Below are 14,235 nucleotides of genomic sequence, written 5' to 3'. Positions count from 1 at the left end.
CCCTTGGCCGCCGCGGAGGCGCCCAGGGTGGTGGCGGCGTCGGCCGAGCCCGCGAGGGCGAGCATCGTGCCGGCGAGCATCGTGGCGGCCGCCGCGGCGACGAGCGCCTTCCACCGGCGGGTCGTTCGTGACCGGCGGCCGGGCGGAACGGAGGTGATCATCTGCGCTGCTGCTTTCGGGAGGGGGAAGGGGGTCACGGGGCGGTCAGGTCGAACCGGTTGACGGTGACGGCTCCGCCCAGGGCCTGCGTGGCGTAGTTGAAGATGCCGAAGCGGTAGCCCATGAAGAACTGCCAGTCGTTGGTGAGGGTGAACGCCGGGCCGAGGTTGCTGAAGGTCGTGCCGTCGGTGCTGTAGGAGAACGTGGCGGTGCGCCCGGCCCCCGGTTGGATGGAGGCGGTGGCGCGCAGCCAGATCCGGCCGCCGGTCACGGTCGCGCCGGCCTGCTCGGCGCCGGTGCCGGTGGTGGCCCAGCCGGAGGTGGACATGCTCAGCCCGTTGGTCATGGAGACCCGGGTGGCGCCGTTGTCCTTGCGGATGCCGATCCAGGCCGACTGGTCGCGGAGCATGGCCAGCCCGGCGCGGTCGCCGTTGGCCATGGCCGAGTAGTCGAGCTGGATCGTGGCGGTGGAGGCCGGGCCCTGGATGCGGTGGGTCAGGGTGTTGCGGGCGTTGTAGAGGTCGTTGGTGACGGTGGCGGTGGACAGCCGCAGGCCGTTGCCGACGCTGTACCTGCTGGTGTCGGGGTTGTGGTTCCACTCCCAGCGGGGCGCCAGGGTGCTGCCGGTGAAGGTGTCCGGACCGGTCATCGGCTGCACGGTCCTGCTCGTGCTGATGGCGGGCCGGGGGTAGGTGGCGCCCCAGCGGCCGTTCACGGTCTGCAGGACCGGCCAGCCGTCGCCGCTCCAGGTGATCGGGGCCAGCGTGGGCATGCGGCCGCCGGGGTAGGCGTCGGTGAAGGCCATGTACCACCAGTCGCCGCCCTGGGTCTGGACCAGGCCGCCCTGATGCGGGACGCCGCCGCCGCTGATCGGGCCGGGCAGGTTGAGCAGGACCTGGCGCTGCTCGTACGGACCCCAGGGGCTGGTCGAGCGGAGCACGTACTGGCCGTTGGCGGGACGGGTCAGCCAGATGTAGTAGTAGTTGCCGCGCTTGTACATGCGCGAGCCCTCGAGGGTGCCGATGCTCGACGGGGTCTGGTAGACGGTCTGTGACCGCACCTCGGCGGTCAGGTCGGCCGAGAGCTGGGCGACGCTGATCGTGCCGTTGCCGTACGCGACGTACGGGGTGTCGTTGTCGAACAGCAGACCGGCGTCGTAGTAGCACTTGTTGATCCGGGCCTTCTTCGACCAGCCGCTGTCCACCGAGGCGGAGGTGTAGACGTACGTGCGGTTGAACTCGGTGCAGCCCAGCCAGTAGTAGGTGCTGTTGCCGGGCCGGTAGTTGAACGCCGAGGCCCAGATGCCCTTGACGTACGCCCGTCCGCCGCTGAGGTCGTAGGCGCCCGAGTCGAAGTCCAGGCGCGGCACCGAATGCCCGGCGAACTCCCAGTTCACCAGGTCGTAGGAGCGCAGGATGGGCGCGCCGGGCGAGTAGTGCATCGTCGACGCCGAGTAGTAGTAGGCGTCACCGACCCGGATGATGTCGCCGTCGGCGAAGTCCTGCCACACCACCGGATTGGTGAAGCTCCCGCCGGCCGGCGGCGTGGTGGGTCCGGTCGGGGGCGTTCCGGAGCCGACCGGGACGAGTTGCCACTGCTGGTTGGCGCCGTTCCAGTCGCTGTACTGCACGATGTTGCCGCCGTCGGCCGTCGAGGCGCCCTGCACCTCCACCGCCTTGCCGCTGTTGCGGTTGATCAGCTGCACGTAGCCTTCGATGTCCTGGATGCTGAACTGCTGGTTCACCGCGTTGTTGTCGGTCCACTGCACGACCGCACCGCCGTCCGCGGTGGACCGGTTGGCCACGTCCAGCACCTTGCCGGACAACCGCGACCTGAGCCGGTAGAAGCCGCCACCGGAGTCGACGAACTGCCACTGCTGCTGACTGCCGTCGTTACGGGTCCACTGCGTGATCCGTGCGCCGTCGGTGGTCGCCAGGTTGTAGACGTCCAGCGCCTTGCCACTGTTGCGGTTGACCAACACGTACCAGGCGTTCGGGTCGACCGTGGCGGCCGACGCCGCCGGGGCGGCGAAGACGGTGACCGCCACCCCGGTGACCAGCGCGAGCACAGCGGCGACCGCCGCATACCCGCGTCGCCGGAGCCTTGCCGGGAATGTGCCGCGTGCGCTCACTTTGCCGCTCCTCGCCGTCGGATCGAGCTGATAGTTAACGTTCACAATTTCGGGAAGACGTCTGCCCCGGATGAATCGGGAGGGTGGTGCCGTCAGCCGGCCGCCGGGTCGCCGCGGAGGTGTGCCCGGCCGATATCGGTGCGCCCGTCGGCCAGATCGCGCCGGGCCTTGATGAGCACGATGCCGGTGACCGGCCCGGTGCCGCCGATGCCGACATTGCGGGAGGTGTGGCCCGCCTCCGCGGCAAGGGTCGAACCCGCCTGCGCGACCAGGGGGGTGACCGTCACCGGGCCGGCGCGCCATCGCCCGGCCCGTCGCCGATTCCCTCCGGCACTCGCCATGGCGTCCTCCACGATGTGCTGACTATGCGAGCGACACCATTCCATGGGAGCGCTTCCAGATCGAACCCTAGCTATGTCACCGCCATTACGCCAGCATTTCCTGACCATGAATCCGGGCCCCAACAATTCTTGCTAAAGAGACCGGAAAACCGTTACGGCACCCTTCGCCGCGGGGTCATGCCGTGATCCGGCCCTTCTGCCGGCGAGGACCGGACATTGTGCTCGGTTTCCGGCGGCTCGCCACCCTCCGGTTTCCCGGATCGAGCGCGGCGTCAGCTGTCGGTCAGGACCTCGGCGGCGCCGTGACCGCTCAGGGTCAGCCGGTAGGCGCCGGCGGAGAAGCGGACCCACAGCTCGGCCCGGGCGTCCGCGGCCCGCCACGCCATGCGCAGCTCCCCCGCCAGGGCCTCGCCCACGGTGAAGTCGCCGCCGAACGCCGGGTGCGTGGTGCGGAGCCGGATCAGCCGGGTCAGGCCCCGCACGACCGGCCGGCGCAGCGCCTCGGCGACCTCGGCTTCGGCGTACCGGCGCCGGTTGATCTCCCGGGCGTCCCCGGCCGGGAGCGCACCGGGGTCGTTGCCGCCGGCGAGCAGGCCGACGTAGTAGACCTGCGGCAGGCCGGGCAGGAACAGCTGCACCAGGCGGGCCAGCAGATAGCGCCGGTCGTCGCGGCCGACCGCGTCGTAGGCGGTGCAGCTGATCTGGTACGGCCCGCCGCCCGGCCCGGTGCTGACCCGGCTCGTGCCCCCGCTGTTCCGGTCGATCGTCTGCACCAGCGCCGCCACCTGGCGCGCCGACAGCAGCCCGGAGTCCCCCCGCTCCGGTCCCGGGCCGGCGTCGACCAGGCTGATGCCGTCGTGCGTGTCGAGCACGGTGACGCAGTTGCCGGGACGGCGGCCCAGCCACTCGCGCAGCGGGGCGGCGTCACCGGTGAACAGGGCGTGCAGCAGCAGCGGGGCGGACACGAAGTCGTAGACCCGGTCCACCCGGTGGGCGGCCGCCAGCGCGAACCGCCGGTGGGCGTGCACCTCGGCCAGGACCTCGAGCCCCAGCTCGCGCGCCCGCCCGGCGATCTCGTCGAGGAACGCCATGGTCTCCGGGGTCAGGAAGCAGGAGGTGCCGGCCGTCTTGACCGCGTAGCCGACCGCGTCGAGCCGGACCATCGCCACGCCGTTGCCGGCCAGGCGCCGGAGCACCTCGTCGAGATGACGCCGGGCGGTGGGGTGGCTGACGTCGAGGTCCACCTGATGACCGGTGAACGTGGTCCACACCAGCCGCCGGCGCCCGCCCAGGACCATCGGGGTGAACGGCAGGCCGGGGCGCGGACGGGTGATGCGGACCAGGTCCCGCTCGGTCGCTCCGCCGGGGAAGACCCGGTCGTAGGTGAGGAACATGGGGGCGTACGGGGACCGGTCACCCCGCTCGACCACGTCGCGGAACTCCCGGGACCGGTCGGACACGTGGTTGACGATCAGATCGGCCACGACGTCCAGCCCGCGGCCGAGCCGCCGGATGTCCGCCCAGTCGCCGAGCCGGGGGTCCACGGCCAGATGGTCGACGGGGTCGAAGCCGGCGTCCGCCCCGTCGTACGGGTCGAAGAACGGCAGCACGTGCACCCCGCCGAACAGGCCGGCGAGCGGCCCGGCCAGCAGGCGGCCGAGCGCCGGCAGCGAACCGCCGAGCCGGTCGGCGTAGGCGATCAGCTGCACCTGGTTGCGGACCCGGCGCGCGGGGGCCGGCGAGGTCATCGGCGCACGCGGCGCAGGTGCCACAGGACGCTGGCCTGGTCGCCGGGGGGCAGCGCGAGATCCAGCCCGGCGTGCATCAGGACCGCCCCGTCGACGAGCACGCCCCGCTCCACGTCGCGGTAGCGGGCCGACGGGTCCAGCCCGCGCAGGCGCACCAGCGGGACGTCGACCTCCCGCGGCCGGGTGACGGCCCGCCAGGCCAGCACGACGGTCTCGCCGGCGTCCGCACCGACGTACTGCACCACCGTCGCCCGGTCCAGCGCCGCGGGCCGCAGCCGGTACAGGTCGCCGTGCTGGACGACGGGGCGGATCCGGCGGTACGCGGCCAGCAGGTCGGCCGCCTCGCGCCGCTCGGCTTCCGGCCAGGCCCGCAGGTCGCCGCTGAGCCCCAGGACGCCGGCCATGGCGACGTGGAGCCGGAAGCGCAGCGAGGCGGCCCGGCCGGTGACCACGTTCGGGCTGTCGCCGGCGCACGCGCCCATGGTGGCCGGCGGGTAGATCTGCCCGTAGCCCTCCTGGATGGCGATGCGGTCCACCGGGTCGGTGTTGTCGGACGGCCAGGTCTGGTCGGCCCGGCCGAGCATGCCCAGGTCGACGCGTCCCCCGCCGCTCGCGCAGGCCTCGATCCGCAGCCGCGGGTGAGCGGCGCGCAGCCGGTCGATGATGGCGTACAGATTGCGGGTGTGGTCCAGGAGCAGGCGCCCGGGGTCGGCGGCGCCCGGCCAGCCGGCCTCGGTGAAGGCGCGGTTCGAGTCCCACTTGAGGTAGTCGATCTCGTGGTCGGTGAGCAGCCGGTCGAGCCAGGCGTGCGTCCACTCCGCGACCTCGGGATCGGCCAGGTTCAGCACCAGCTGGTGCCGGATCTCGGTGCGGCGGCGGTGGTCCATGTGCAGCACCCAGTCGGGACGGCGGCGATACAGCTCGCTGTCCGGGTTGACCATCTCCGGTTCCACCCACAGCCCGAACCGCATGCCGAGCCGGTGCACCTCGGCGATGAGCGGGCCGAGCCCGTCGGGGAACCGGGCCGGGTTCGGCCACCAGTCACCGAGCCCGGCCCGGTCGTCGGTCCGGGCGCCGAACCAGCCGTCGTCGACCACGTACAGCTCCACGCCCAGCCCGGCGGCGATCCCGGCCAGCGCGCGCTGGCCCGGCTCGTCGACGGCGAAGCCGCACGCCTCCCAGGAGTTGTAGAGCACCGGCCGGACCTCGTCGGCCGCGGGCAGCACGTGCCCGCGGATGTACGCGTGCCACTGCCGGCTGGCCGCGCCGAACCCGCCGTCGCTGTACAGGCCCGCGAAGACGGGGGTCTCGCCGGTCTCGCCGGGCCGCAGAAGCCAGGGCGGACCGCCGTGGCCGGGGCCGCCGCTGACGGTCACGTTGCCCGCCAGGGTCCGCCTGGTGGTGATCCGCCAGCTGCCGCTCCAGGCCAGGGCGACCGACCACACCCGGCCGTGCTCCTCGGTGGCGTCGCCCTGATCCACCATCAGCCACGGGTTGACCTCGTGCCGGGTCACCCCGCGCCGGCTCGTCAGCGTGAACTCCCCGGTGCGCAGGACGGTGCGCTGCAGCTGGAACTCCACTGTGGTCTCGCCGCCGACGTGACTGAGCCGGTGGACGTGGTGGGCGGGCAGGGTCCAGCTCGCGGCGTCCAGGGTGGTCACCGAGACGGGTTCCGCCCCGCCGGTGTGGTGCACGCGCGTCCACCGTTCGATCACGTCCGTGTCGGGGCGCACCCGGTAGTGCAGCTCCAGCCGCAGCGGGTAGTGCCGGTCGGCCAGGGCGACGCACAGGTGGCCGCCGTCGATGTGATGGCCGGCGGGCACCCATTCGACGGCCCGGGTGCCGTCGGCGAAGGACACCTGCACCGACGGCGGGCCGAACCGTTCCCCGCCCTCGCCGGGCAGCTCCTCGCCGAGGACGTCGTCGTGGTCACGCCGGGGCAGCGGCAACTCGGCCACCTGCTCCGGCGTCAGGGCCGGACCCCACCAGACGTGCCAGACGCTGCCGGCGGCCAGGCGCAGCGCGTAGGCCGTGCTGCGCCCGTACAGGATCCAGGTGCCCGTGCCGGCGTCGTGCCGGACGGCTCCCGGCTGGGCCCCCGTCATGACAGTGATCGTAGGCCGCCGCGCCGCCGGGCAGCGCCGCGCGGCATCGGGCCACGCGGCGCTGCTCGGTCGTCGGCGGTGCGGTCAGCTCACTGGTACGGCAGCTGCACCGTCGACAGGCTGCCGAGCGAGACGGTGGACGGGCCGGAGCCGATCGCGTTCCAGATCTCCACCCGGACCGTGCCGTTGGCCAGGTCGCCCGGCGTCCCGGTGGCCGCGGCCAGGCCGGCCGTCTCCCGGTACCGCTCCCAGCCGGCCACCGGGTCGGTGGCGAAGTAGCGGTAGGTCTCGACCCGCTCGAAGCTGCCGTCGCCGGTCAGGTCGTACGAGACCCGCAGCTGGGTGGCGTTGCCGACGGTGGCGCCGGCGTCCACCGCGACGTCGAAGGTGGTCGGCACGCCGGCCCGGTGGGTCAGGGTGAGGCCGGTGGCGGTGAAGGTCACCGGGTCGTGCGGCTGGTCGTCCGGCACGTGCGTGGCCTTCGGCACGGACACCGTCCCGGCGGTCCCCGCCGATCCGGCCAGCGCTCCCCCGCTCTGCAGGAACCGGAGGGCGCCGCCCGGGGTGGTCGGGGTCGGCGTCGGGTCGGTGGTGGCCGTGGGGGTCGGCGTCGGGTCGGTGGTGGCCGTCGGCGTCGGGGTGGGGCTGCTGGTCGGGTCGGTCGGGGTGGGGGTGGTGCCGGTCGGCGTCGGATCGGCGCCGCCGCCGGTGGCGTCACCGCCGCTCCAGGTGAGGGCGCCGGCGGTGGCGGTCCTCCCGGCGGCCACGGAGAGGGTACGGCCGTCGGAGAAGGTCACGGTCAGCGGCTTCGCGGTGATGTTGGACGCCACGTACGTCCTGACCCCGTTCTTGACGAACACCCGGGCCAGCGGGTGGTTCGCGGTGACCGCGGGGTCGGTGGTGCCGAGCGCGGCCAGGTTGCGGATCCAGTGGAAGGTGTGCGCCCGGCTCTCGCCCTCCTCCGGGGTGTAGCCGCTGTTCGCCCGGAACTTGGCCAGCGCCGCCTCGCCGTCGCCCAGGGCCAGGAACGACCAGAGGATGTCCGACCAGACGGTGGGTTCGTGGCCGGCGTTGCGGACCACCTCGGCGTAGTTGGCCCGTACGTACGCGGGGTCGTTGCCGAGGTAGAGATGTCCGCCGGTGATCGGCAGCATGTTGATGCCCTGGATCATCTCGGGCGCCGCGGTGAACCAGGTGGAGTACGCGCCGCCGTCGCCCCACACCATGCCCACCGTGCCGTGGCCGAACGCCTCGGGGAAGTTCTCGTTGTGGACGTCGAACCAGTACTCGTTGATCGCGGCGGACTGGGTGGTCCAGATGAAGATGCCGGCGTCGCGGACCGCGGTGTTGCCGGTCGCCTGCCCCCACTGGATCAGCGCGTTGGCGTAGTTCATGCCCTCCGACGAGGACTCCTGGTTGTTGCCGGCGAAGAAGGCGCCGTGCCCGGCCGCCCAGTCGTGGCCGGCGTAGATGTCGAAGTCCCGCAGGTACGGGAACCGGGCGTCGCCCCGGTCGTAGTTGTTCGCGTCGCGGATCAGCAGATCCACCATCCCGCCGTAGCGGGCGCCGGACGCCCAGGCCGGGTCGAACTTGGCCAGCGTGGCCGCCGCGGCGATGAAGTACCCGTAGTGGAAGTGGTGGTCGTTGAGCTCCTGGTCGGAGCCGTAGGACGCGGGGTAGCCGATCATGGTGCCCCAGTTGCGGTCGTAGTAGAACAGCCGCTGGGTCTTGCCCGCGGTGGCGGTGAACCAGTCGGTGAGCCGCTCGCGGACGGCGGCCAGCGCGGCGTCGCGGACGTCGGTGCGGCCCACCTGGTCGGCGATCTCGGCGATCCGCGCGGCGCGGCCGAGGCCCTTGCCGGTCCAGTAGGTGTCGTTGCCGCGCACGTCCATCGGGTCACCCTTGACCTGGTCCAGGTAGCCGTTGAGCGTGGCGAGGTCGGCGCCGCCGCTGTCGGCCACCGCCGGGATCTCCGGCAGCACCCCGGAGAAGACCGCGGAGGTGGTGTACGAGGACCGGCCGACCAGCGTCTTCATCGCCCCGCGAGCGCTCACGTAGGTCGCCGCGATCGGGGTGGCGCCGGTCAGGGCCCGCCACTGGTGCGGGTACAGGGCGATGACCGTGCCGGTGCCGCCGCCCTCCCGCGCCGTGGTGGTGTACGCGTAGGTGGTCGAGACCCGACCGGCCGCCTGGTCGTAGGAGTAGGACAGCTTGGTGCCGGTGACGTGGTTGTGCGCGTACTGGCCGTACGAAGTGGCCAGGGCCAGCTTGTCCGCGGTGGCGGTGCCCGGCGTGGTGGGCAGCGCGGCGACGGAGAAGTAGCCCCGGCCGGCCAGGTCGGAGCTGATCACGGTGCCGCTGACCGACCAGGTGGCGCCGGTCGGGGCGTACGCCACGTAGTCCTTGCCGGCGACGGAGTAGCCGATCCGCGCGCCGCTGTTGGACCACACCGTCGGGGTGCTCTTGGCGGTGATCCGGGCGTCGCCGCCGGTGACCTGGAAGTAGGCGAAGGGCAGGCCGTGCCCGATGGTGGCCCGCATGGTGCGCACGCCGTCGCTCCAGTACGGGGTGACCGTCCAGTCGCTCCAGTCGTCGACGAGCACCTTCGGCGCGTTCAGCCCGGCCACGCCGGCGGTGAAGTCCTCGGCGTAGACGTAGTGGTATTCACCGACGCCGGTGGCCGAACCGCTGATCTGCGGCGTGGTGTTGTAGGAGAAACCCAGCCCGCCCGCGGTGGTGTCGTAGCTGATCGGGTGGGCGTGCAGGTTCTCGCTGTAACTGCAGTCGAATTTCTTGAACACCAGCGACGACCACCAGTCGTTGGTCGGCACGGGGCCGGCCGGCGCGTCGGCGGTCAGGAACTGCCGGGGGTTGGTGGACAGCGTGCCGCAGCCGGCCGGCAGCGCGGCGCCGGCGGGCAGCGTCTCGGTGTAGCTGCCCGCGCCGACCGTGGCCGCCTCGGCGGTGGTGGTGACGGCCACCGCCGCGAGCCCGGCGGTGACGGAGGCGATCGCGGCCAGGACCAGGGTCCGGCCGGTAAGGCTTCGGGACGTCGGGCGGCCGGGTTTCCCGGCTGCCGCGCGTCGGACAGACATGTGCATCACGCCTCCACTGTCGTACGAGCATTTTTCCCGTGGCCGTGAGAGCGCTCTCTCGTGACTGGACGGTAGATGTTTCCAATCCATGTCGTCAATGTCTCGAATTATTTAACGGCGTGTTCGAAGTGGCGCCGGCCGGCATTCCGTCCCTCGTTCCCGGGAAACGGTGAATAGTCTTGACGGCGTTACCGGCGACCGCCGCCGGCGCGGGCGGCGACGTCCGCGGCCAGCGCGGTGGCCTCCCGCACCTTGCCCGGCAGCCCGGTCGACGCGTACTGCTCGAGGGCGCCCCGGCAGTGCTCGGCGGCCGCCGCGGGCTCCTCCCGGACGACAGCTACCCGGGCCAGCATGAGCAGGGCGTCACCGGTCAGGGTCCGGTATCCCTGGGCGCGGGTCGTCGCCAAGGCGTCCGCCGCGGCGGAGCCGGCGCCGGGGGTGTCGCCGTCGTGGAGCAGAGCGGCCGCGATGCCGACAGCCGACTGCGCCTCGAAGTACCGGAAGCCGTGCTGCCGGCTGAGCCGGCGGGCCTGCTCGAAACGGATCCGGGCATCCGTGACGGCTCGGGCGCCCAGCAGGGCGAAGCCCAGCGTGTTGGCCAGCGCCGCCGTGAAGCGCGCGTTGTCGGACTCCTCGGCCAGGCGCACCGCCTCGGTGCCGGCGTCGACGGCGGCCGACCACTCGCCGAGCTGGGCGTACAGCTGGCTCAGCTCGTCGAGGGCGCACATCTCCCCGTCGGCGACGCGGCCTTCGCGGAAGTAGCTCAGGGCGGTGTCCAGGTACGCACGGGCGGTCTCGAAGTCCTCGAGCTGGCGCAGCGCCATGCCGAGGTTGAGCCGTTGCGACATCGCGGACCGGCGCCGGGCCGCGCCCTGGTTGATGGCGAGCGCCTCCTCGAAGTGTCCGACGGCGTCGGTCAGCCGGCCCTGCTCGGCGCACATCGTGCCCAGGTCGTTCAGGGTCGCCGCCCGGACATGGGCGAACTCGGGCCCGTCGGCGAGCCGCAGAGCCTGCCCGTAGCTCTCCCGCGCCTCGTCCAGACGCCCGAGCTCGGCCTGGACCAGCCCGCTGTTGTGCAGCAGGTACGCCTCGCCGAGGACCCAGCCGCAGCTTCGGGCCGCCGCCACGCCGGCGTGGTAGGACTCCAGCGCCCGGTGATGCCGGCCGAGCGACCAGTGCGCCTGCCCGAGGGTCTGGTGCATCGCCGCCTGCGCCCGCCGGTCGGCGGCCGCCTCCGCGGCGGCCAGGCCGGCCCGCCCGGTCCGCAGCCACGTGACGGTGTCCCGGTGCAGGAAGAAGTAGCCCCGTAGCTGATCGGCGAGCTGCCAGGACCGTTCGCGCCGCGGCCCGGTGGCGGCCTCGTCGATCGCCGCGGCCAGGCCGCCCAGCTCGTCGTCGAGCCAGGCGTCCGCGGCGGCAAGGTCCGGGAAGCCGGCATCGGCGGCGAGGCCGGCGCCGACCGGCAACCGCACCATCTCGGCGTAGACCAGGCGCATCGCCGCGGCCGTCCGGGCCAGGTACCAGTCGAGGAGCCGGCCGATGGCTGCGGCGCGGTCCGTCTCGCCGAGCTCGGCCGCGGCCGTCTGCGTGGCGAACAGGCGCAGCAGATCGTGGTACCGGTAGCGCCCCGGGCGTGCGGCCTGGAGCAGGTTCTCGGTGACGAGCGTGTCGATCGCGTCCTGGATCGGCGCCGGCTCGGCACCGAGGAGGGCGGCGACGGCGTCCGCGGAGAAGTCGGCCCCGGGGACCAGGGCGGCCGCGCGGAAGACCGCCGCGGCCGGCGGGCCGAGCTCCCGGTAGCTCAGCTCGAAGGCCGAGGTGACGGCCAGATCGCCCACGCTGAACTCGGCGAGCCCGCGCTGTTCGCCGAGGAGCCGGTCGAGCAGGTCCCGCATGCTCCAGTGCGGCCGGGTGACGAGCCGGCCGGCGGCCACCCGCAACGCGATGGGCAACCGGCCGCAGGCTTCGACGAGGGCGACCGCGGCCTCGCCGTCGCCGGTCCGCGCCCCGGACCCGTCGCGCCGGCCCAGCATGCCGAGCGCCTCGTCGCGGGTCAGCACCGGCACCGCGACCAGCGCCGCGCCCTCGAGGTCAGCGCACTGGTTGCGGCTGGTGACCAGGACGGCGCTGCCGCCCGGACCGGGCAGCAGGGGACGAACCTGGGCGGCGCCCCGGGCGTTGTCGAGGATCACCAGCATCCGGCGATCGGCCAGGACGGTGCGGTACATTGCGGCGGCCTCGGCGACGTCGGCCGGCACGGCGCGGCTCTCGACGCCGAGTCCGCGCAGCAGCCGGGCCAGCGCCTCCAGCGTGGCGACCGGCCGCTGGTCGGCGCCGCGCAGGTCGAGGTGGAGCTGGCCGTCCGGGAAGTCGGGCCGGACCGAGCGGGCCACCCGCAGAGCGAGGCTGGTCTTGCCGACCCCGGCCATGCCGGAGACCACGCACACGGTGTTGGGCGCCGCGCCGCCCGTCGCGGGCTCGGGGAAGCGCAGCAGCCGCTCCAGCCGGCGGCGCTGCGCGCTCCGGCCGACGAAGTCGCTCGGCGGGGCCGGAGCCTGCCACGGGATGCCGGCCGGGCCGGTGCCCGGCTCCGGCCGGTCGCCCGCACGGCGGCTCAGTCGCAGCACAGCCTGCCGCGCCTCGGCCAGTTCGTCGCCGGGATCCACCCCCAGTTCGTCGCCGAGCCGGCGGCGGATCTCGTCGTAGACGTCGAGCGCCGCCGCCTGCTGACCGGAGGCGGCGAGCGCGACGACCAGCCTCGCGTGCAGGCCCTCGTGCCATTGGTGCCGGTTGATCAGCCGGCGCAGCCGGGGCAGCACCTCGGCCTCGCGGCGCACGGTCTCGCCGAGCCGGGCCAGCCGGACAGCCGCGTCGACGCGCTCGTCGACCAGGGCGACCGCCGACGGATCGCCGTGCAGCTCCGGCACGTCCTCGGCCGGATCGTCGCCCTGCCACAGATCCAGGGCGTCGGCGAGCAGGTCGAACTGGCGCTGCGGGCCCAGGCCGGGCTCGCGGGCCTGCTCCAGCCGGGACCGGAAGGCCGCCAGGTCCAGCCGGTCGTCGTCGGCCCACAGCCGGTACCCGGCGGGCGACAGGGTCAGCACCGGAGGGCCGTCCTGGCCCGGCTGCAGCAACCGGCGCAGCCGGCTGACGTGGGTCTGGAGCACGTTGTGGGCGGAAGGCGGCGCCTGCTCGCCCCACAGGAGCCGGATGAGCTCGTCCCGGCGGACGGCGCGGCCGGGAGTCAGCGCCAGCCGGGCCAGCACCACCCGATGGCGCCCGGCCCCCATCGGCACGGGAGCCGCGGCCCGGGTGAGCGCCAGCGGGCCGAGCACTGCGATGCTGGCCGGCCCCGGCGCGTCCGGCGGCTCCGCGGCGGGCGGCTGCGCCGGGCCGCCGAGCCGGGCGCGGTGCTCGTCGCTCAGTCCCAGCACGTCAGCCAGCGCCCGCACCGAGCCGGTTCGGGGCCGGGCACTGCGGCCCTGCTCCAGATCCCGCACCGCGCCGAGGCTCACCCCGGCCCGGGCGGCCAGCTGATGCTGGGTCAGGCCGAGCCTCAGCCGGGCGTTCCGCAACAACTGGGCGAGGTTCATCCCCATCGGACCGTCCATTTCGACCCCCGTCGTCTCGGTCTGACGGCGGAAGCGTAGTACGGGATCGGTACGGGAGTTGTCCCTCCAGTCCGGCGTCAGCGGCACTCCCCAGACTCTGATCAGTTCGCGGCCGACGGTCGCGATTGACCACGGGGAGACCGACGATGCAACGCAGACACCTCTCGCGATGGCTGGCCCTGGCCGTCGCCCTGCCGCTGGCCCTGGCCGGCGCCGCACCCGCGACGGCGGCCGATCCGGTGGTACCCGGGGACCCGCCGCTGACCTCGTACCCGGGCACCCAGGTGGTCGCGCGCGCCGCGGTCACCTCGGTCCCGACCACCCCGCTGCCGTGCGACTCCAACGGCTCGGACAAGGCGATGACCCGCGCGGACGTGCTGAACCGGGCGCGCAGCTGGCTGACCGTCGGAATCCCGTACAGCCAGCGTCGCTGCTACCGCAACACCTACGGCGACTACCGCACCGACTGCTCCGGCTTCGTCTCGATGGCCTGGGGTCTCGGCGGCGCCGGCAGCGCCTTCTGGACCGGCAACCTGGACAGCCGCTCCCGCACCATCTCGCGTGCCGACCTGCAACCCGGTGACGCGCTGCTGCGGCACGACGGCGTGAGCAACCATGTGGCGCTGTTCGTCCGGTGGGCCGACTCCGGCCACACCCGGCCGGTGGTCATGGAGCAGACCGGCAGCCGCGGCACCATCCAGGACACCTGGTCGTCGAGCGACGCCGCGACCTACACGCCGATCCGGTACGACAACATCGTCGAGGACGGCACCACCCGCAACACCGTGCCCGACGTGACCGGCGACGGCTTCGCGGATCTCGTGGGCAGCAAGCCGGACGGCTCGCTGTGGCTGTACGCCAACAACATCGTCCGCGACGACGGCGTGCCGTACAGCGCGGGCCGGCAGATCGGTTCGGGCTGGGGCGCGTTCAACCGTGTCCTGGTGGCCGACGTGACCGGGGACGGATTCGCCGACCAGGTGGCGACCAAGCCGGACGGCAGCCTCTGGTTGTACGCCAACAACTACGTCCGGGACGACGGCGT

General features: G+C 73.3%; 7 protein-coding genes. 1 reads left to right on the top strand and 6 read right to left on the bottom strand.

Annotation, left to right across the window (positions count from 1 at the left end; all coding sequences use genetic code 11):
- Positions 1–193: 193 nt before the first annotated feature.
- The 6 genes from Ani05nite_RS05085 to Ani05nite_RS05060 form a co-directional block, all read right to left on the bottom strand.
- The gene (locus Ani05nite_RS05085) at positions 194–2,227 is read right to left on the bottom strand and encodes a family 43 glycosylhydrolase (protein WP_239129315.1); all 2,034 of its coding nucleotides are present in this window, start codon (positions 2,225–2,227) and stop codon (positions 194–196) included.
- 155 nt (positions 2,228–2,382) lie between these two features.
- Positions 2,383–2,643, bottom strand: coding sequence for a hypothetical protein (locus Ani05nite_RS05080; RefSeq protein WP_203765595.1), 261 nt, complete (start codon positions 2,641–2,643; stop codon positions 2,383–2,385).
- Positions 2,644–2,903: 260 nt separating this feature from the next.
- Positions 2,904–4,379 carry an alpha-amylase family glycosyl hydrolase gene (locus Ani05nite_RS05075; RefSeq protein WP_203765594.1) on the bottom strand — a complete coding sequence of 492 codons (1,476 nt, stop codon included), beginning with the start codon at positions 4,377–4,379 and terminating at the stop codon, positions 2,904–2,906.
- Positions 4,376–6,484 (bottom strand): alpha-galactosidase, encoded by a 2,109-nt coding sequence (locus Ani05nite_RS05070; RefSeq protein ID WP_203765593.1) that lies wholly within the window; start codon positions 6,482–6,484, stop codon positions 4,376–4,378. The genes Ani05nite_RS05075 and Ani05nite_RS05070 overlap by 4 nt, the downstream gene beginning before the upstream one ends.
- Positions 6,485–6,573: 89 nt before the next feature.
- Complete coding sequence (locus Ani05nite_RS05065; RefSeq protein WP_239129313.1) at positions 6,574–9,579, bottom strand: glycosyl hydrolase; 3,006 nt, start codon at positions 9,577–9,579, stop codon at positions 6,574–6,576.
- Positions 9,580–9,767: 188 nt separating this feature from the next.
- Entirely contained in the window at positions 9,768–13,190 is a 3,423-nt protein-coding gene (locus Ani05nite_RS05060; protein WP_203765590.1) for a BTAD domain-containing putative transcriptional regulator, read from the bottom strand.
- 146 nt (positions 13,191–13,336) lie between these two features.
- Here Ani05nite_RS05060 and Ani05nite_RS05055 point away from each other — a divergent pair.
- Positions 13,337–14,235: FG-GAP repeat domain-containing protein (locus Ani05nite_RS05055; RefSeq protein ID WP_203765589.1), on the top strand; the 899-nt coding region annotated here is incomplete at its 3' end.

This window comes from Actinoplanes nipponensis (genome assembly GCF_016862275.1).
Classification (GTDB): Bacteria; Actinomycetota; Actinomycetes; order Mycobacteriales; family Micromonosporaceae; genus Actinoplanes; species Actinoplanes nipponensis.
This window is presented reverse-complemented; position numbering and strand designations above follow the sequence as displayed.